The organism is Lysinibacillus sp. NPDC097162 (assembly GCF_044762185.1).
Classification (GTDB): Bacteria; Bacillota; Bacilli; order Bacillales_A; family Planococcaceae; genus Lysinibacillus.
The window spans coordinates 185563-205956 of the sequence record NZ_JBIWDT010000006.1 but is presented as its reverse complement, the minus strand read 5'-3'; the positions used below and the strand labels follow the sequence as shown (position 1 = coordinate 205956).

The 20394-nt window shown below is 36.5% G+C and carries 21 protein-coding genes; 18 read left to right on the top strand and 3 right to left on the bottom strand.

Annotated elements, in window-relative coordinates:
- Position 1: 1 nt before the first annotated feature.
- The gene (locus ACIQXW_RS20465) at positions 2-718 is read left to right on the top strand and encodes a DUF554 domain-containing protein (RefSeq protein ID WP_340821531.1); all 717 of its coding nucleotides are present in this window, start codon (positions 2-4) and stop codon (positions 716-718) included.
- On the opposite strand, the gene yyaC is transcribed toward ACIQXW_RS20465, so the two are convergent.
- Positions 635-1267, bottom strand: a complete 633-nt coding sequence (gene yyaC / locus ACIQXW_RS20460; protein ID WP_340821533.1) for a spore protease YyaC — start codon at positions 1265-1267, stop codon at positions 635-637. The genes ACIQXW_RS20465 and yyaC overlap by 84 nt on opposite strands.
- Before the next feature lie 93 nt (positions 1268-1360).
- On the opposite strand from yyaC, the gene ACIQXW_RS20455 reads away from it, so the two are divergent.
- The 4 genes from ACIQXW_RS20455 to ACIQXW_RS20440 all read left to right on the top strand — a co-directional run bounded on the left by ACIQXW_RS20455 (position 1361) and on the right by ACIQXW_RS20440 (position 5269).
- Positions 1361-2242, top strand: coding sequence for a mechanosensitive ion channel family protein (locus tag ACIQXW_RS20455; protein ID WP_402765098.1), 882 nt, complete (start codon positions 1361-1363; stop codon positions 2240-2242).
- A 1-nt stretch (position 2243) separates the two neighbouring features.
- Positions 2244-2444, top strand: coding sequence for a DUF951 domain-containing protein (locus ACIQXW_RS20450; RefSeq protein WP_340821535.1), 201 nt, complete (start codon positions 2244-2246; stop codon positions 2442-2444).
- 456 nt (positions 2445-2900) lie between these two features.
- The gene (gene ychF, locus ACIQXW_RS20445; protein ID WP_340821536.1) at positions 2901-4001 is read left to right on the top strand and encodes a redox-regulated ATPase YchF; all 1101 of its coding nucleotides are present in this window, start codon (positions 2901-2903) and stop codon (positions 3999-4001) included.
- Positions 4002-4228: 227 nt separating this feature from the next.
- The gene (locus ACIQXW_RS20440) at positions 4229-5269 is read left to right on the top strand and encodes an acyl-CoA dehydrogenase family protein (RefSeq protein ID WP_401020888.1); all 1041 of its coding nucleotides are present in this window, start codon (positions 4229-4231) and stop codon (positions 5267-5269) included.
- An 11-nt stretch (positions 5270-5280) separates the two neighbouring features.
- On the opposite strand, the gene ACIQXW_RS20435 is transcribed toward ACIQXW_RS20440, so the two are convergent.
- Positions 5281-5853 (bottom strand): DUF3267 domain-containing protein, encoded by a 573-nt coding sequence (locus tag ACIQXW_RS20435; protein WP_402765093.1) that lies wholly within the window; start codon positions 5851-5853, stop codon positions 5281-5283.
- A 179-nt stretch (positions 5854-6032) separates the two neighbouring features.
- Here ACIQXW_RS20435 and rpsF point away from each other — a divergent pair, with 179 nt between their 5' ends.
- The 12 genes from rpsF (at position 6033) to ACIQXW_RS20375 (ending at position 17337) form a co-directional block, all read left to right on the top strand.
- Entirely contained in the window at positions 6033-6323 is a 291-nt protein-coding gene (rpsF, locus tag ACIQXW_RS20430; protein WP_024364644.1) for a 30S ribosomal protein S6, read from the top strand.
- A 36-nt stretch (positions 6324-6359) separates the two neighbouring features.
- Positions 6360-6932 (top strand): single-stranded DNA-binding protein, encoded by a 573-nt coding sequence (ssb, locus tag ACIQXW_RS20425; RefSeq protein ID WP_173479143.1) that lies wholly within the window; start codon positions 6360-6362, stop codon positions 6930-6932.
- Positions 6933-6978: 46 nt separating this feature from the next.
- Positions 6979-7215 (top strand): 30S ribosomal protein S18, encoded by a 237-nt coding sequence (gene rpsR / locus ACIQXW_RS20420; protein ID WP_024364646.1) that lies wholly within the window; start codon positions 6979-6981, stop codon positions 7213-7215.
- 226 nt (positions 7216-7441) lie between these two features.
- The gene (locus tag ACIQXW_RS20415) at positions 7442-7861 is read left to right on the top strand and encodes a hypothetical protein (protein WP_402765089.1); all 420 of its coding nucleotides are present in this window, start codon (positions 7442-7444) and stop codon (positions 7859-7861) included.
- 55 nt (positions 7862-7916) lie between these two features.
- A complete protein-coding gene (locus ACIQXW_RS20410; RefSeq protein ID WP_402765086.1) occupies positions 7917-8852 on the top strand; it encodes a hypothetical protein in 936 nt (311 codons plus the stop codon).
- Positions 8849-10135 carry a hypothetical protein gene (locus ACIQXW_RS20405; RefSeq protein ID WP_402765083.1) on the top strand — a complete coding sequence of 429 codons (1287 nt, stop codon included), beginning with the start codon at positions 8849-8851 and terminating at the stop codon, positions 10133-10135. The genes ACIQXW_RS20410 and ACIQXW_RS20405 overlap by 4 nt, the downstream gene beginning before the upstream one ends.
- Positions 10128-10817, top strand: coding sequence for an ABC transporter ATP-binding protein (locus tag ACIQXW_RS20400; protein ID WP_402765081.1), 690 nt, complete (start codon positions 10128-10130; stop codon positions 10815-10817). The genes ACIQXW_RS20405 and ACIQXW_RS20400 overlap by 8 nt, the downstream gene beginning before the upstream one ends.
- Before the next feature lie 296 nt (positions 10818-11113).
- Entirely contained in the window at positions 11114-12055 is a 942-nt protein-coding gene (locus tag ACIQXW_RS20395) for a YybS family protein (protein WP_402765078.1), read from the top strand.
- A 12-nt stretch (positions 12056-12067) separates the two neighbouring features.
- Entirely contained in the window at positions 12068-14041 is a 1974-nt protein-coding gene (locus ACIQXW_RS20390) for a DHH family phosphoesterase (RefSeq protein WP_401020905.1), read from the top strand.
- Positions 14038-14484 (top strand): 50S ribosomal protein L9, encoded by a 447-nt coding sequence (gene rplI / locus ACIQXW_RS20385; RefSeq protein WP_340821548.1) that lies wholly within the window; start codon positions 14038-14040, stop codon positions 14482-14484. Before ACIQXW_RS20390 ends, rplI begins: the two co-directional genes overlap by 4 nt.
- 13 nt (positions 14485-14497) lie before the next feature.
- Complete coding sequence (dnaB, locus tag ACIQXW_RS20380) at positions 14498-15859, top strand: replicative DNA helicase (RefSeq protein WP_173479150.1); 1362 nt, start codon at positions 14498-14500, stop codon at positions 15857-15859.
- A gap of 188 nt (positions 15860-16047) precedes the next feature.
- Positions 16048-17337 (top strand): adenylosuccinate synthase, encoded by a 1290-nt coding sequence (locus ACIQXW_RS20375; protein WP_402765074.1) that lies wholly within the window; start codon positions 16048-16050, stop codon positions 17335-17337.
- Between the two features lie 327 nt (positions 17338-17664).
- Here ACIQXW_RS20375 and ACIQXW_RS20370 read toward each other — a convergent pair whose 3' ends face one another.
- Positions 17665-18477, bottom strand: a complete 813-nt coding sequence (locus ACIQXW_RS20370) for a YitT family protein (protein WP_340826390.1) — start codon at positions 18475-18477, stop codon at positions 17665-17667.
- A gap of 401 nt (positions 18478-18878) precedes the next feature.
- Here ACIQXW_RS20370 and ACIQXW_RS20365 point away from each other — a divergent pair, with 401 nt between their 5' ends.
- The gene (locus ACIQXW_RS20365) at positions 18879-20342 is read left to right on the top strand and encodes a peptidoglycan DD-metalloendopeptidase family protein (RefSeq protein ID WP_402765070.1); all 1464 of its coding nucleotides are present in this window, start codon (positions 18879-18881) and stop codon (positions 20340-20342) included.
- Positions 20343-20394: the final 52 nt, after the last annotated feature.

The following is a 20394-nucleotide window of genomic DNA, read 5'->3' as shown; positions in this document are numbered from 1 at the left end:
AGTGGTAATTTTAGGAGCATTAATTAATGCACTACTAATAGTAGTAGGGGCATTGGTAGGGCGCATTTTCAAAAATATTCCTGAGTCGATGAAAACTTCTGTATTATCGATTATTGGCTTATCTGTCGCACTATTAGGAATAAAAATGGGCTTTGAGAGTAATAATTTTATTATTTTAGTGGTAAGTTTAGTAGTAGGAACTGTGATAGGAGAATGGTTAGATTTAGATAAGCAAATGAATCGACTTGGTCAGTGGATTGAATCACTTTTTAGTAAAAGGCGTAATAGCGACAATCAAATTAATATCGCAGAAGGCTTTGTAACTGCTTCATTAATATTTGTTGTTGGATCAATGGCGATAATAGGTGCACTCGATAGTGGTCTTCGTCATGACCATAACGTCCTAATAACAAAAGGCATTATTGATGGATTTACATCTATTATTTTAGCGTCTACTTTAGGTATTGGCGTACTATTATCAGCCGTTCCAGTATTTGTTTATCAAGCTATTATTGCAATTTTTGCAGGTGTTATTAGTGTTTATATCCCAGATGATGCACTACAGATGTTCATTACAGAAATGACTTCTGTAGGGGGTGTTATGATTTTAGCAATAGGTTTAAATATAGCTGGCTTAACAAAGATCAAGGCTGCCAACTTGTTGCCGGGTATCGTCGTTGTCGGTATTATGGTTGCCATCATCTATCCTTTTCAGTGAGTAACGATGTGCAGCAAGCAGTAAAGCTCTTGAAAGCTTTTCAGCCATTGCGTAAGATATATGCAACCTAGTATTTTGTAAAACAAGCATTTCCATAAAGCCTCCAATATTGACGATTCCTTTAACGGAAATGTCACCGATTGGGGGCAATTCTTTTTTTACAGCTTTCCCAGGCAATATTGGTCCATCCTGCACGGCAATATGACCAACATTTTGTTCACTACCTAGACATGCATCAATCGCAATGATAAATGGTTTCGTAGTATGATGGTGTAGCTGTTGTATTGAAGTATCTAAGTTGAGGGCATGTAATGGATCTTCCAAAGTTCCTACAACTTCATAAGGAAAACTAACAGACTTTTTCAAAAAGCTACCTGTTAATGGACCGAGTGTATCGCCAGTACAACGATCACTTCCGATACAGCAAAAAACAAGACGTTCATGATGGAAAGGGATATACTCTAAAAATAATGTACTCAATTGCCAAACGGCATTTTTACTTTCATGATGAAGAGAATAGGGTAGTACTAAATTAGGTATAGTATTCATAAAAAAACTCACTTTCATTTTTATTTGTTGGAAGTGCTCAATTTTTATGCAGTATACGCAAATTTTTAACAAGTTATTCAAGAGGTGGTAATAATGGATTTTAACGCTAGATGGATAAGGAAAAAATGGGATATAGTGACGTCCGAGACATTTTGGGATCAGATAATTGATGCAACATTTGAGATTACGATAATCCTTATTGCATCGTGGTTAACAGTGAGATTTGGTAAAAAATTCATTAAAAAAGTATTCTTAATACGTATGCGCTCACCATTAAATCACTCAGAGCGTCGGCAACGAACAATTGCAAGATTACTACAAAGTGTTATTTCCTATGTTGTCTATTTTTCAGCTATTATAGCTATCCTATCTTCGCTAAACATTAAAGTCGCTGGTTTACTTGCAGGGGCTGGAATTGTCGGTTTAGCTATCGGTTTTGGTGCACAAAGTTTAGTGAAGGATGTCATTACAGGATTCTTTATTATTTTTGAAGACCAATTTGGTGTAGGGGATTATATTAAAATAAACGCAGCAGAAGGAACTGTTGTAGAAATTGGATTACGTACAACAAAAATTAAAGGTTCTACTGGTGAGCAATTTATTATTCCAAATGGTTCAATTGGAGAAGTGATTAATTACTCTATCAATAACTCGAAAATTTTTATAGATTTACAAATGACTACAGATGCAGACTTTGAAAAAGCGGAAGCGCTTATTAAACGGTATTTAGATTCGCTTCCGAAAATTCATAATGAGCTTGTAGCAGCACCTATCTTTTTAGGTGTGCAAAATGTAAAAGGTACCGAAGTAACCATTCGTATTGCTGCAGAGACATTACCACAGCAACAATATGGTGTGGCACGAACAATTCGTCGTGATGTAACAAAACTGTTTGAGGAACATAATATTCCTATGGCGTATCCTAATATGATGTTATATGGTGGAAATGGAAAAGAAGATGGGAGTAGTGAATAATATGGAAGCGAAAAAGTTTGAACTAAATGATATTGTCGAAATGAAAAAACAGCATCCTTGTGGCACGAATGAGTGGAAAATTATTCGGATGGGTGCGGATGTGCGCATTAAATGTGAAGGGTGTCAGCACAGTGTGATGATTCCACGTCGAGAATTTGAGAAAAAAATGAAAAAGGTCCTTAAGCATGCAAGTGAAGCCTAGCTTTTTGCGTATTAGACTTTTTATGGGCGAATCAATATAATAGATAGGGTTATACAGAAATCTCTAACTTGCTTCAAAAGTCCTCAAAGGGATGAATATCAACTATGCACTTAAATTCATTGAGCATTCTAACCTCAGTTGAATCAAATTCAATACCCCTGCGAATGTCACAGATTTTCAAAAAGATTTTCGGACAGGTTCGCAAAGAAATCTGGATGCAATTACGCGGGGACGTAATTGATTGTGTGTGGTTTACTTCAATCTTACCGATTTATGGACGGCATATGGACTAAGAGCGTCACATCGGCTAAGAAGAAGTAATGAACGAATGTTGGACTGAACAGTACTGCTTAGACGGCTTACGCAGATATGCTGTTTGAAGTAAGAATTTTAGCACCTAATAATATAGGATAAAAACAACAAATTGAACTGATCATAGAAAGGTTGTGTCCATTTATGGCATTAACAGCTGGAATCGTTGGTTTACCTAACGTTGGAAAATCAACACTATTTAACGCAATTACAAAAGCAGGCGCGTTGGCTGCAAACTATCCATTCGCAACAATCGATCCAAACGTAGGTATCGTGGAAGTACCAGATGCACGTTTAGATAAACTTACAGAATTAGTAGTACCAAAAAAGACAGTTCCAACAGCATTTGAATTTACTGATATTGCTGGTATCGTAAAAGGCGCTTCTAAAGGAGAAGGGCTAGGAAATAAATTCCTTGCACATATCCGTGAAGTTGATGCAATTTGCCAAGTAGTACGTTGCTTTGTAGACGAAAATATTACACACGTATCTGGCGCAGTAGATCCAATTGATGATATTGAAGTCATTAATTTAGAGCTTGCACTAGCTGATTTAGAATCAGTTGATAAACGTTTACAACGCGTGAGCAAAATGGCGAAGCAAAAAGATAAAGAAGCGATGGTTGAAGAACCAATTCTTCTTAAAATCAAAGCTGAATTAGAAAATGGCAGACCTGCTCGTGCAGCAGAGCTTTCAGAAGACGAGTTCAAAGTCATTAAAGGTCTTCACCTATTAACTATTAAACCAATGCTATACGTTGCAAATGTTTCAGAAGACGAAGTTGCAGATGCAGATAATAATGAATATGTTCAAAAGGTACGTGAATATGCAGCGGCTGAAGGTGCTCAAGTAATTACAATTTGTGCAAAAATCGAAGAAGAAATTTCAGAGCTTGACGATGAAGAAAAAGCGATGTTCCTAGAGGAATTAGGCATTAAAGAATCAGGCTTAGATCAACTAATCCGTACTTCTTATGATTTATTAGGTCTTGCTACTTACTTCACTGCTGGCGTACAAGAAGTACGTGCATGGACATTCCGTAAAGGCATGAAAGCACCACAATGTGCTGGTATCATTCATACTGACTTTGAGCGCGGATTCATTCGTGCAGAAACAGTTGCTTACAATGATTTAGTAGAGGCTGGCTCACAAGCTGCTGCTAAAGAAGCGGGTAAAGTACGTCTTGAAGGTAAAGAATATATTGTACAAGACGGCGATATCATGTTATTCCGCTTTAACGTCTAAATAAAATACAAACTGCTGTGCTACCCATAGGTGTGATGTTAATTACATCGTTATCGAGTGCTTTCTGCCGTACAATGTACATTTGTCTTTTCTGTGGGATTCTATGCGGTTTTTACGAAAAGTTATACAAACAAAATAGGCTTCTCCTAGCGTAGTATTTGGACGTTTGGAAAAGCCTATTTTTGGTTATATAATATCAGAATTTTCAATTTCCACAGGGGGATATTATGAACATAATAGAAATAAAAGAACGTGCATTAGAAATCGAACAGTTAGGAAAGTTGCCACAAGATATTTTAGAGGTTATTTATGAGCAACAATTGTTTAAATTGTTTATAGCAAAGGATTTAGGTGGCAAAGATTTAGATTTACTAGAAGGAATAAAAGTGTTTCAGCGTATGTCTGCTATTGATGGAAACTTCGGATGGCTTGTGACAATTGGAACAGGTGGTAATTTATTTATTCCTACGTTAAATCAAGAAATAGGAGAAAAGATTTTTTCACCAAGTGATGCTGTCATAGCGGGAAGTGGCTATCCTAATGGCACGGCCGTAAAAAAGGATGGCGGCTATACTGTAACAGGGCAATGGAAGTTTTGTAGTGGTGCTGACTATGCAACAACCTTTACAATGAATTGCTTTATTAAAGAAGATGGTATTATGACAGATAAAATCATTAGTTGTGCGGTAAGTCGTGAGCAAGTGGAAATCCTAAATGACTGGCAAGCGATGGGTTTAAAGGCTACAGCAAGCCATACAATTCGTCTTCAAGATGTATGGATACCGTTCGATAAAACATTCCAATTAGGCATTAGTAAAAATAGATTTAATAATGTAGTCCATAGTTTTCCGTTCGCTACTTTTGCAGAAGCTTCTTTTTTAAGTGTTTGTCTCGGAATTACAGAGAATTTTTTAGATGAAGCTTTTTCCCTAATGGAACAAAAAAATAAGAAATCCTCTTATAGTGACCGTATAGGCGCATTGCAATTTTTATTTATGCAGCAAAAAAAGCGCTTTTTACAAGTTGAAGAACAATTTTACGCTATGCTAACAGACTATTGGCAAAAACATAAACTTGGGGTTGAATTGACAGAGCAAGAATTACAACAATTTACGCAAATGAGCAAGGAAAGTGCAGCTGTCTGTGTGGATATTGCAAATAATATCATTCGTAGTCTTGGAATGGACGCTATTATTGAAACAGCCACTATTAATCGAATTTGGAGAAATTTATGTACAGCTGCACAACACGGATTTTTAACACCATAGAAAAGATGTAATTACTTTTGAGATAGTTTCTTTTTCTGTGGAGAATAAACATAGAGCTTTGGTAACTGAGGATCGTCTTGCACAAGGGCGTTTTTTGGATATTTGCGTAATGCCTTATACATGGCGAAATCTCCTACTGCTCCCGCTATTAAAAAGGCACCAGCAAGTAATAAAACAGTACTGTTAAAATAAAAGCCAGCAATCGTTGGTACAATTCCAGTTGTCCAAAATGGTAATAGCAACGCTTTTTTCATTGCGTGATTAGGGAGTAGCTGGTCAGTCGTTGCATAGGCAATACCAAGCTCTAAATTAACACCGTACTTTAACGATTTGTAGGGCACACCCCCGAAAATCATAAAGCCTATCAAATGAAAAGCTTCATGCAGGACGATAAGCACAATATAAAGTATGACAAAAAGGACAAATCCGCTTAGCATGCTCCATAACGAAAATTGAAAATCTTTTAGACAAATATATTGTATGGCAATAAATAATATAGAGAGACCACTAGTAATAACGACACTATCCATCATTAGCTTTTTAATATCTAATTCAATTACATTAGGTTCTTGATCTGGTAGCATAGAAATAGTTCTCCTTTATAAAATTAATTATGGTCTTTATTATATCGAATGAATTATTTGATTGCGACTTGAAAGACAGATGCCAATGTGTTACAATTCATTGATGTGAGTAATATTTATTGCTTACTCCTTGCTCCCTGTAAACAGGAGAGCCTGAGTCCATAAGGAGGTGTAAACAGATGAGAAAATACGAATTAATGTACATTGTACGTCCAAACATTGAAGACGAAGCGAAGAAAGCTTTAGTTGAACGTTTCAACGAAATCTTAACTTCTAACGGTGCTGAAGTCATCGAAGCAAAAGAGTGGGGCAAACGCCGCTTAGCTTACGAGATTCAAGACTTCCGCGAAGGTTACTACCAAATCGTAAAAGTAAACGCTCCTTCAGAAGCAATCAACGAATACACACGTCTTGCTAACATCAGCGAAGATATCATTCGTCACATTGCAGTACGTGAAGAAGCAAAATAATTTTAAACAAAATGCTGAAAAGGAGGTTGCATTCTGATGATAAATCGTGTCGTATTAGTTGGAAGACTAACAAAAGACCCTGAGCTGCGCTACACACCGAATGGTATTGCGTCTACTCGTTTTACAGTAGCTGTAAATCGTACATTCTCAAACCAACAAGGTGAAAAAGAAGCAGATTTCATTAGCTGCGTTGCTTGGCGTAAACAGGCTGAAAACTTAGCGAACTTCATGAAAAAAGGAAGTTTGATTGGAGTAGAAGGTCGTATCCAAACAGGTAGCTTTGAAGGACAAGATGGTAAGCGTGTATATACAACTGATGTTGTGGCAGATAGCGTACAGTTTTTAGAGCCTCGTAGTGGTGGAGGTGCTCCTGCATCAAACCAATACGGTGGACAATCTTACGCAAATAGCCAACCGTCATATGGCGGTGGTCAACCACAGCAACAGTATGGTGGCGCGATGCCTCAGCAAGGTTCATTTGGCGGCGGTAATTCTTATCAGCAAAATCAACCACCAATGAATCAGCCGAACTATACACGAGTAGATGAAGATCCATTTGCTAACAGCAAGGGACCAATTGAAGTATCTGAAGACGATCTTCCATTCTAATCTTCAATCTACAAAAACTATAAACTTATAAGGAGGAGACATCACTATGGCACCACGTCGCGGAGGCCGCAAACGCCGTAAAGTTTGCTATTTTACATCTAATAACATTACACATATCGACTATAAAGATGTGGATTTACTTAAAAAATTCATCTCTGAGCGCGGTAAAATCTTACCACGTCGCGTAACTGGCACTAGCGCTAAGTACCAACGTAAATTAACTTCAGCTATCAAAGTTTCTCGTATTATGGGATTACTTCCATTCGTATCTGAAGATAAATAAGATTGCTAAACACAACAAGGTTTATACCTTGTTGTGTTTTTTTTTGTTTGAAAATAGAGGTTACAATTCGAGAAGCGGTAGCGGATGTACATAAATGCTTGAACAAAAATCTTAGTATAAAACTATCACATTTTTTTAATTATGAAAATTGACAAATAAATAAATATCGATTTATTATAATGTTGAAAATTATCAAATTTATTTTGTAAATCAAGGGGTGTTTTAATTGAAAACTACAAAATGGATGTTGGTAGGTGCACTTACATTAAGTTTAAGCGGCACAATTTTATCTTCAGCAAATGCAGTAACACTAGATGACCCAACGATTTATGGTGGGTGGAGTGAAGATACGGGCTATTTTACTGTACGACAAGATAGTGATATTTCTTCATTTGCTGCTAGTAACCCGATACATAGGGCAACAAAAGATTACACTAGAAGAGGTTCAGCTGTTTATGAGCGGGTCATTGCAGACACGACATGGCCAGGTGTATACCATTATTCTAGAGCTCGTTACGAATCCGCTATTTCTGGTCGTGCAGAAGCAGATAGCGGCCGTGTATGGGGTTTTGGTACAACACAAGCAATTAGCGGTTGGCACCCTGGGGACTTAGACTGGGTTGCGAAAACTTACTATGAAAAATAACATACATGAAGAGATAATCAATTGATTATCTCTTTCTTGCAATGAAGGAATAAACATGATGAAAAAATATATAGTATCCAGCAAATTTGTGTTACTAACTGTACTATTGTTTGCTAGTGCCGCTGCCCTGCTTTATATAATGGACTCTGTTAGCTATACCAATATGATTAACAATGGCTATATCGACAAAAACGCTGTTGAATTCATTATCAATACAGAAGAGTCTTCTCTAGACATCGACTTAGAAGAGCCCTATTTGTTAATGCAATATAAACTAGATAATCCACAATTAAAATATATCTATATTAACAAATCGGTAAAGTTGCCACCTATAAACTATAAAAAACAACCACTATCAACAGACTATATAATTACAGGTACCGTTTTTCCAGAAGGTTCACTTTCAAAAAATTTGAAAAGCCTCATTATTGGCCAATTTGACACATCAGGCTCTTATTTGAATAGGGAGGCTTGGTATATATCAGAGTCTCAACAAATCAACTTACAAAATGGGACAAAGTTTATTCTCAATGTAGAAAGTGGAAATCCACATAAATTGATGCAAAAAATGTTTCCTAATACGAGTTATAAGCTTCTTGAAACCGAGGATAGAGGTACTTCCATATTGAAGTCAAATATTTTTTTGAAAGGGTTCTTAATCATTTCTTTACTGTTTGTAATCATCACTCAAGCTGTTACAGTCCATTATTCAATTCAAAGGAAAAAATCAATTGTTCAAATATTGTATTTAGCAGGCGGGAAATTGCAAATCATATTTGTTAAAGTTTTTAAATCAGAATTCATTGCGCTATTCGTGATAATGTTATTGGAATCTTTAGTATTAATAGCCGTTAACCATTTCTATGCGATTTGGGGGAATGATTGGTACTACGTATCGGTTTTCTATATGTTCATAACATTTATAGGATATTTTTTCGCCTGTCTACTTGTAACAAAGTCCTTGATTAAAAAAGGAGTAAGATCGTTTTGAATACAACTAGACTTTTATTGAAAAATAAAAAATTGTTTACGTTGTTAACTGTGCTACTTTCATTTATATTTTCTCTCGTTTTATTTGTTCTGTTAGTAAATATAAATATTTCCAAAATAGAAATACGTTCAGCAAGTAAATTTCATAACTACAACATCTATCAGATTTCGGATGATTTAATAGGTGAAAGGGAAATTGAATTTTTCAAAGATGTAAAAAACTACGATATACTCAATGATTTTAATAATGGGGTATTTAAAAATAGTAAAGTTGTCTTTTATAATGCCGTATCGCAACAAATAGGTTTAAAAGAATATCCTCCTGATAAGAAGTTCTCCGCCTATTATGAATGGGGCTCTAATAATGATATATATGAGTACGAAGGTGAGTTATATCAAACTACTAAATCGATACAAGTGACTAAATCTGTATTTGATTATAATATCGTTGAACTGATGGAAGGACAGCCATTTGATGATTCCGCTTATGTCTACGTAGCAGGAAGAAAGGAAATACCAGTTATTCTTGGCTCTGACTATCGTCCATACTATAAGTTAAATGACCAATTAGAGATTCATTATTATTTTGAAAAATTTATTGGGCGAGTAGTAGGCTTTGCTAAGGAAAATTCATCTATTTTCACTAACCTTGAACCGCAACAAGTACTCAATCGTTATATTCTATTACCTTCCATGTCGCTTTCTGAACAGCCCACTAAGTTGTTACAAAAAACGGATGTAGATGAAGTATTCTTTAGGGCACTTCTTTTAAGTAAAATGGGTGGCCATTTAATGACCAACTTAAACGCGCTTGAAGTAAGAAAGGAAATTGGAGAGATAGAAAAAGCGACGAATTTCACTGATTATCAAATTATTGGTGCGAATTCGCTATCAGTTGATCTCTTATATAAAATGATTGATGCCAATCAAACACATATTTTTACAATATCGGGTGTTGTATTTATTTTTATTTTGTGTGCCTTCTATTTGTTCGTTAAAAGCTTTATAAAAAGACAATTTGATACGTATTTAGTGTTCATTATGAGTGGGGTTGCAAATCATAAAATCAAAAAAAATATACAACTTGAATTTTCAATCCTCAATGGCATGAGTATAGGATTAGCATTGTTGTGCACCGTTCTATTCATGCAAGACATTTCGATTATATCCATTTTAATAATTGCCGGGTTCTTGGTTTGGTTGTTATTCAATGTCGTTGTTTACATGTTAGTGAATAACTTATTAGCAACAACGAATGTCATTGAAAAGTTAAAGGGTGATTAAAATTATAAACTTTATATCATTAGTTAACATAGTAAAAGCGTATAAAGAAAAAACGATATTGACCAACATTAATTTAGAAGTTGCCGACAATCAATTCATCTCTATAAAAGGGCCAAGCGGTGTCGGTAAAAGCACGCTTCTAAATATATTAGCTGGACTTGAAAAAGCAGATAGTGGTCAGTATGTTATGGATAGTATAATAATGCATGAGCAAAATCTTAACGAACTTTCGAATATAAGAGGCAGTCAAATCGGATACATTTCACAATACAATCCAATGATACGCAACCTCACAGTTCGAGAAAATATAGTAGCACCGTTATTATTAGGTAAATATGATAAAAAGCAAACCACGGCGTGTATTGATGAGCTGAGTGCGGATTTAAAAATTAACCATTTACTTAATAAGAAAATCGACAAGTTATCTGGAGGAGAAAGACAACGGGTAGGGGTCATTAGAGCATTAATTAAAAAGCCTAAATTGTTAATAGCAGATGAGCCTACTGGATCATTGGATGACGATACGACGATGTTAGTGTTCAACCTTTTTAAAAGGCTATGCGAGAACGAAACGACTATCGTTATGGCTACTCATAGTCACTTAAGTTCTCAGTATGTTGATAAAGAGTATGTTATGAGTTCTGAGGGGATTCTCTTGAACACCCAAAACTCTAAAGGTTGAACTGTGCGCGATCAATAGCCATTATCTTTAAAGTCACGTCTGTTATTTCGCGAGGGTTATAAAAATGAGTTCGGTATTGCGCCGGACTCATTTTTAATTTTTTCTTCATCCATTTTCTTTTTACTGATTAAAACAGTAAAATGCCATACGATTTACCTTTTTTTATTAAGAAATTTTACTTTTGACATCAATTGATCATAAAGCATACAGACGTTCTTAGCGTTTTTTGTTCAATAAGGTGAAAAAATGGTACAATAAAGTTTAGTAAGTTTGACTGACAAAAAGGAAGGTTTTCAATGCCGAATAATCAAACAAAGGCGCTTGTACAAGGCTCGATGATGGTTGCAATTTTTACAATCTTAATGATTGCTTCAGCGTATGTACCAATCATTTCTATGGTAGCCTTATTATTTACTCCATTACCGATTGCTTGGTATAGCGCAAGTTACAAGCGTTCCTCATCAATACTCGTTGCAGTTGTTGGCTGTATTTTAACAGTTTTAACGAGTGGACTATTTATGCTGCCATTTGCCTTTATTATGGCGTTGCTTGGAGTAGTCATAGGTAATGGAATTCAATTGAAGAAGAGCAAACTTTATTTATTCATGTCATCAGGTATCGCGGTACTTTTATCGTCAGCACTTGTGTATCTAGCCTATGTGCAATTAGCGGGAATTAACGTGATTGAAATGAGTTTAGATCTTGCTCGGGACAGTTATGAGCAATCCAACGAGCTTGCTAAAAGTGTAACGGGTCAAGTTGCAATTCAACCTGAACAAATGGAGGTTCTGCTTAAAACTATTGAGCTAACAATACCTTCGACGGTGACAATCTTAGCATTTTCAATAGCTTTTATTGTTATTACACTAAATTTACCAATTTTAAAACGATTAGGTATAAAAGTTCCTAAATTCTCACCGTTTGAAAATATGCGACTTCCACGTTCTGTGTTATGGTACTACATGATTATATTGTGTATTAATCTATTTTTACGTCCAGAAGCAGGCTCTATGCTAGATGTTATCGTATTAAATGTGTCTTATATTTTGTGGCTTTTATTAATCCTTCAAGGGATATCATTTATACATTATTTCATTACAACAAAAGGAATGCCGAGTATTGTAAAATGGATCGCTACGATTTTAGCCATTCCACTTGCATCATTCATTATTTTACTCGGTATTATAGATTTAGGTTTCGACGTGCGTTCACTTGTGAAAGGGAAGACTAAGGAATAAGGGGCTGATGTAATGGGGACTTTTAGAAGACGACCAATCCGCTATCCGCTTTTTGTTCTTTCCATTTTTGGCATTGTGACGTTTGTGCTTCTATGTATATGGAATATTGGGATTGGTATTGGCTATGGAATAGGCTTCGCTATATTAATGGCCTATACATGGAAAATTGAAAAAGCTACTTTTGAAGAGACAGAAAAGCATATTGAATCCATTTCCTTCCGTATGAAAAAGGTTGGAGAAGAGGCATTACTAGAAATGCCAATTGGGATTTTGCTGGTGAATGAGGAATATGAAATAGAATGGTCCAATCCATATATGCAAAATGTGTTAGACAATGAGGCATTAGTGGGTGAGGGGATCGTTAATATATCCGACGACATCTATGTACTGATGAAGACCGAGGAGACAAAAGAAGCTACGATTACGCTGCGTGATCGGAAATATCGTGTCTTTTACAAAGAAGAAGAGCGTTTACTATACTTCTTCGATATTACTGAACAAATCGCTATTGAAAAACAATATTTCGCAGATCGCACAGTCATTGCAATTTTATTTGTTGATAACTATGATGAAATTACGCAAGCAATGGACGATCAACCACGTAGCTTAACAAATACGATGGTAACATCCATTGTCAACGACTGGGCAGCGGAGCATGGTATTTTTGTAAAACGAATTTCATCGGACCGTTTTTTAGCGGTTTTAAATGAGTCCATTTTAACGGAACTAGAAAAGAAGAAATTTGCTATTTTAGATACGATCCGTGAAAAGACAGCACAAAAAAACCTTTCCTTAACGCTGAGTATTGGCGTTGGAGCAGGCTCTTCTTCATTAGTGGAACTTGGTGAGTTAGCCCAATCAAGCTTGGACCTTGTATTAGGTCGGGGTGGGGATCAGGTAGCCATCAAGCAGCCTACTGGAAAGCTTAAATTTTACGGTGGTAAAACCAACCCTGTAGAAAAACGTACTCGTGTAAGAGCGCGTGTTATCTCACATGCATTACGTGACTTAATACAAGACAGTGACCAAGTGTTTGTAATGGGACATAAAAACCCTGATATGGACTCTATAGGGGCATCTGTCGGGGTCCGCAAAATGGCACAAATGAATGATGTAAAGGGCTATGTAGTTATTAATTTTGATGAATTAAACGGTAGCGTAACACGTTTAATGCATGAAATTGAAAGTAAATCTGACTTCTATGAGCATTTCTTAACGCCAGAAGAAGTTGCAGCGAAAATGACTGAAAAATCGTTACTGATTATTGTGGATACACATAAGCCTAATTTAGTAATCGATCCATACTTATTAAAGCTTGCGGAAAAGGTAGTAGTTATCGACCATCATCGTCGTAGCGAAGACTTTATTGAAAATCCGACACTCGTTTATATGGAGCCGTATGCTTCGTCCACAGCAGAGCTTGTAACTGAATTGCTAGAGTATCAGCCAAAGCGAGCAAAAATTAATATGTTAGAGGCGACAGCATTATTAGCGGGGATTATTGTTGATACAAAAAGTTTTACACTTCGTACAGGTGCACGTACTTTTGAGGCAGCTTCATATTTACGAACAAATGGTGCCGATACAGTGTTAGTGCAGCGGTTATTAAAGGAAGACATCATTACGTACATCGAACGTTCAAGAATTGTGCAAACGGTAAAATTCGTGAAGCCTGGCGTAGCAGTAGCTGTAGGTGAAGAATCGAAAATTTATGATTCCGTATTAATCGCACAAACGGCTGATATTTTACTTACGATGAAAGACGTTAACGCATCCTTCGTCATTGCGCATCGTGCTGACGGTAAAATCGGTATTAGTGCAAGGTCGCTAGGGGAAGTAAATGTACAGCTTATCATGGAAAGGCTTGGCGGTGGCGGGCATTTAACGAATGCAGCTTGCCAAATAGAAGCACTTTCCATTGATGAAGTAAAAAAATATTTAGAAGAGGCCATATATGAGGTACTCGAAGGGAGTTCTGAATTATGAAAGTAGTATTTTTAAAAGATGTTAAAGGTAAAGGAAAAAAAGGGGAAATAAAAAATGTAGCAGATGGCTATGCACAAAACTTCCTAATTAAAAACGGCTATGCTGCAGAAGCGAATGCCCAAGCAATGAGTCAATTAGAAGGCCAAAAGAAATTAGAACAAAAAAATGCAGCAGCAGAATTAGCAGAAGCAAAAGCTTTAAAAGAAAAGCTAGAAGCATTAACTGTTGAGCTAAAAGCAAAATCAGGTGATGGCGGTCGCCTATTTGGTTCGGTTTCTACAAAACAAATTGCTGAAGCACTTCAAAAAGTACATGGCATTAAAATAGATAAACGTAAAATGACTTTACCTGAAGGAATCCGTGCACTAGGCTTTACAAATGTACCTGTAAAACTACATCACGAAGTATCAGCAACATTAAAAGTACAAGTAACGGAAGAATAAGGGGCGACTATCCATGAACGAACCGATGATAGACCGCGTTCCACCGCATAACCGGGAAGCGGAGCAATCGGTTATCGGTGCGATTTTTCTAGAACCACAGGCATTAATCACGGCATCAGAAATATTGCTAGCCGATGATTTTTACCAAAACGCACATAAGAAGATTTTTGAAACGATGCTGCGTTTAAGTGATCTAGGAAAAGCGATAGATGTTGTAACAGTTACTGAGGAATTATCAGCAAAAAAAGAGATTGAGGATGTTGGCGGGCTATCGTATTTACTAGAGCTCGCCAATGCTGTCCCTACGGCAGCAAACGTTGCTCACTATGCAAAAATCGTTGAGGAAAAAGCGCTCTTACGTCGTTTAATCCGTGTAGCTACAAAAATTGTAGAAGATGGCTACACACGTGAGGATGAGGTAGAGGCATTACTTGGCGAGGCAGAGAAGAAAATGATGGAGGTCGCCAACCGCAAAAATGCTGGCGACTTTAAACATGTAAAAGACGTTTTAGTAGAGACATTCGATAATATTGAACAGCTTCAATCACGTAAAGGTGATGTAACGGGTATTCCAACAGGATTCCGTGATTTAGACCATATTACAGCTGGCTTCCAACGCAATGACTTAATTATAGTCGCGGCACGACCTTCTGTAGGGAAAACAGCTTTTGCGCTAAATGTTGCACAGAGTGTTGCTGTACAAGCACGTGAAAATGTTGCCATCTTCTCATTAGAGATGGGTGCAGAGCAACTAATCATGCGTATGCTATGTGCGGAAGGAAATATTGATGCACAAGTTTTACGTACAGGTGCTTTAACAACCGAAGATTGGGGTAAACTAACGATGGCAATGGGAAGTTTATCGAATTCGGGTATTTTTATTGATGACACACCAGGTGTACGTATCAATGAAATTAGAGCAAAGTGTAGACGTTTAGCACAAGAGCATGGACTTGGAATGATTCTAATCGATTACTTACAGCTTATTCAAGGTAGTGGTAAGCCAGGTGAAAACCGTCAACAAGAAGTATCAGAAATCTCACGTTCGTTAAAACAATTAGCGCGTGAATTAAAGGTACCTGTTATTGCATTATCACAGTTATCACGTGGCGTGGAACAACGTCAGGATAAGCGACCAATGATGAGTGACTTACGTGAATCAGGAAGTATTGAGCAGGATGCCGATATTGTTGCCTTCTTATATCGTGATGATTATTACGATAAAGAGTCCGAGAGTAAAAATATGATTGAAATTATAATTGCTAAACAACGTAACGGTCCAACTGGAACAGTTACACTTGCTTTTAAAAAGGAATTCAATAAATTTATAAACGTGGATTGGTCACAAATGCCACCACCACCTCCACGTGATTAGTAATATTTATCTAAAATAGAGATAATATTCATACCATTCCGTCATTAAACACGAACGTTAAATCATAGTAATTGATTTTATGTTCGTATTTTTAACTGTTTTTTGTTGACGAGTCGTTTCTATCATTGTTACAATAATTTACGGCTTGATTAATGAGATACAATACGTATCTAACGGAGGTGCTGATTATGACATCAGTTGTAGTTGTAGGAACACAGTGGGGAGACGAAGGAAAAGGTAAAATTACAGATTTTCTTTCACAAAAGGCAGATGCAATCGCTCGCTTTGCAGGTGGCGATAATGCAGGACATACCATTAAAATTGGTGGAGAAACATATAAACTCCATTTAATCCCATCAGGTATTTTCTACAAAGAAAAAACTTCTGTAATGGGGAATGGGATGGTTATTAATCCGAAGTCGCTTGTAACAGAGCTAAAAGGACTTCAAGAGCGAGGCATTAATACGGATAATCTTCGTATTTCAAATCGTGCCCATGTCATTTTTCCATATCATATTAAACAAGATATCGCAGATGAAGAAAGCCGTGGCGAAAATAAAATCGGTACAACGTGTAAAGGAATTGGTCCTTGCTATCAAGATAAAGTGGCACGTATCGGTATCCGCATGGCTGATTTATTAGATAAAGAAGTATTTGAAGAAAAACTACGTCATAATTTAGCAATTAAAAATAAATTGTTTGAGAAGTTTTATGAAGTTGAAGGTGTAACATTCGAAGATATTTTCGAAGAGTTTTATGGTTACGGACAAGAAATCGCAAAATATGTTACTGATACTTCAAAAATTTTAAATGATGTGTTAGATGAGGGTGGCAAAGTATTATTTGAAGGCGCACAAGGTATTTTACTTGATGTCGATCAAGGAACTTATCCATTTGTTACTTCTTCAAACCCTGTTGCTGGTGGTGTAGCGATTGGTGCAGGTATTGGCCCATCTAAAGTATCAAGTGTTATTGGTGTATGTAAAGCCTATACTTCACGTGTAGGAGATGGCCCGTTCCCAACTGAATTATTTGATGATGTTGGTCAACAAATCCGTGAAGTTGGTCGCGAATACGGTACAACGACTGGACGCCCTCGCCGTGTTGGCTGGTTTGATACGGTTGTAGTTCGCCATTCACGTCGTGTAAGTGGTATTACACATCTATCACTTAACTCAATTGATGTTTTATCTGGCTTAGAGACAGTAAAAATTTGTACTGCTTATAAATATAAAGATGAAACAATTACGGAGTACCCAGCGAATCTTCATATAATTGAACAATGTGAACCTATCTATGAAGAGCTACCAGGCTGGTCAGAAGATATTACAAGCTGCCGTACATTAGAAGAGCTACCAGAGAATGCACGCCGTTACGTTGAACGTGTAAGTGAATTAACGGGCATTCAAATTGCTACTTTCTCTGTCGGCCCTGGTCGTGAACAAACAAATGTGTTAGTAGATATTTGGGAAGTATAAAAAAGAGGCATGTACAAATTTTAAAAAAGGAACAAAGGTGTTCGTATTTCCTCACAATTTAAAATGTATGAAACCTTAGTTATACTTGCTATTGTAATAAATGAAAAATTAGAAGAGAGCACTAGTTGATGGTAGCGGAGGCGGTGACTCCTGCGGGAACAGCACAATACGTAAGACGTAACAGGCGGCGCGACAGCGACGGTTGCGGCTTACGATGTGCCCGCGGAAAGCAACCGCCGTAGCGAACATCAACGGCAAAGCAAAAAGGTGTTAGATTGATTGTAATCAATCTAACACCTTTTTCTCTTTTGTCCGAGCTGCTCTTTTTTAGTGAATGTCCTTCTTCTTGAAGCGACCACCTTTTACTTCTGCAATATTCCCTATTGCAAGGAATGCATGGTCGTCAATTTCAGCGACAATTGATTTTAATTTTGATTCTTCTAATCGCGTAATGACTGTAAAAATAACTTTTTTGTCATTCCCAGTATAGGCTCCTTCACCATGTAGAAACGTAACCCCACGACCAAGCCGATCCATAATTGTTTGCCCAATTTCATCAATTTCATCGCTAATAATATATACAGATTTTGATTCTTCCATCCCTTGTATCACAATATCTATCATTTTGTAGGCAATATAATAGGCCATGATAGAGTACATTGCCTGCTCCCACGTAAAAACAAAACCTGCAATTGTGAAAATAAGAAGGTTAAAGAACATAATAATTTCTCCGACCGAGAAGGGGGATTTTCGGTTAAATAAAATGGCTAAAATTTCAGTACCGTCTAAAGAACCACCATAACGTATAACGATACCAACACCAATGCCCAAAATAATACCACCAAATACTGTGGCGAGTAATGTGTCTGTTGTAAATGGCTGAAGATTATGTAAGAAGATTGTTGTTCCAGAGAGCACTGTAATGCCGAGCCCTGTAGAAAGTGCAAATGTTTTACCAATCTGTTTATATCCTAAAAAGATAAAAGGTAAGTTTAAAACGAAGATGAATATGCCTAGGGGTAAGCTTAATAAATGTGAGGCGATAATGGAAACACCAACGATGCCACCATCCATAATATGGTTGGGTACTAAAAATAGCTCAAGTCCTACTGCCATAATGATAGCACCTATTGCAACCATAATCGTTCTGGTGGTAATTTTCCGCACTGTATTCTTTTTTTGTTGTTTTGCTTTCGCTACCTTCAATGAGGTCTGTGAATCACTCAATTCAATCGCTCCAATCAACTAGTCTCTTACTCTATTTTATCGAAATATTTAAAAACTAAAAAGTAATAAGTTCTAAATCTGTTTTGAAATAAAAAATTAAGGATAATATTTCTTAATTTTTAAAAAAGAGGAGTAGGAATGAGTACTGTAAATTATAGGTATTATGTAACAATTAGTAGAGAAATAATACATTTTCATTACAAAAAGGATAAATTATTCAAACAACATTTTCTTTATGGTACATTATAGTGGTGCAAAATTCTTTGTGGGTAATTAAACCTATGTTAGGTTAAAGTTGGAAGGGGCTTTATTGAATGAGTTCGTCTTGGAATAAAAAAGAAGGAAGCAATCGATTCACCTACAATTTTTCTTCTTTTAAGAAAGTATCAATTATTGCAGTTTTAATGGCAAGTTTCGCAATAAACGTGGGCTTTACAAAAGAAAATAATCATAAAGAAGCATTAAATAAAATCTATCATGTATATGTAGATAATGAATATATGGGTGCTGTATCTGATGACAAAGCTGTTCATGAAATTATTGTTTCAAAAGAACAACAAGCAAGTAATCAGTATAAAGACTTATTAATTGATGCTAACTCAGCGGTGAAAATAATACCAGAGCAAGTGTTTAGTAATGAAACAAAGGACGCAGAAACTTTAGCGAAGCTTGAGCAATCATTAGTAGCTCAATCGCCTGCCTTTGCATTATTAGTAGATAATAAGCCAATCGCCTATTTAAAAGATGCGGATGCCTACGAAGAAACAATTCGTATGTTAAAGCTACAATATGTTTCACAACAAGAGTTAGACTCGCTTGCTAACCAGCAATCTATAAATAATTTACCAGCTTTACAGTCTGGTGAATCACGCCTTTTAAATATTACGTTTAAACAAGGCATTTCTGGGGTAACACAAAAGGTAGCTCCAGATGCTGTTGTATCACCTGAAGAGGCAGTTAAGTATTTAATGACAGGCTCCCTTAAGCAAGAGGAATATCAAATTCAATCAGGTGATGTATTAGGAGCAGTCGCTAAAAAACATGACTTAACAACGGCTGAATTAATTGCATTAAATCCTGGTCTTACAGTTGATACAGTATTACAAATTGGACAAGCATTGAATGTTACAGTTGCGAAACCATTTGTAGCGATAGAAGTAAAACAAGAAAAGAAAATTACAGATACAATTCCATATAAAAAAATAACTGAAGAAGATCCTACGATGTACAAAGGTGAAACAGTTGTAAAACAGCAAGGTGTTAACGGTAAAAAAGAAACTTCTTACTTAATCACTGCTGAAAATGGAACAAGAACGTCAAAAGTAGCTTTAGAAGAAAAAGTACTACAACAGCCAGTAGATCAAATTGAAGTTGTAGGAACAAAAGTTATCTCATCTCGTGGAACGGGAGAGTTTTCATGGCCAACAGTAGGGGGCTATATTTCAAGTGGAATGGGGCAACGTTGGGGTGCCAACCATCGTGGGATTGATATTGCTCGTCCTAGTAACTACAATATACTAGCTTCAGATAATGGTGTAGTTGTAGCAGCTGGTGTTTCTGGCAGCTATGGTAATCGCATTGTTATTAATCATAAAAATGGCTATACGACGCTTTATGGACATTTATCTTCTATAAAAGTTAGCGTTGGACAAGTAGTTGAAAAAGGTTCGGTTATTGGGATTATGGGCTCTACAGGAAATTCAACAGGTACACATTTACACTTTGAAGTTGAGAAAAATGGAGAGCTTGTCAATCCATTATCATATGTAGGTCAGTAATTAAATTGCTTCAGCAAACATCCTTTACTTCTATTAAGTAGAGGATGCCAGA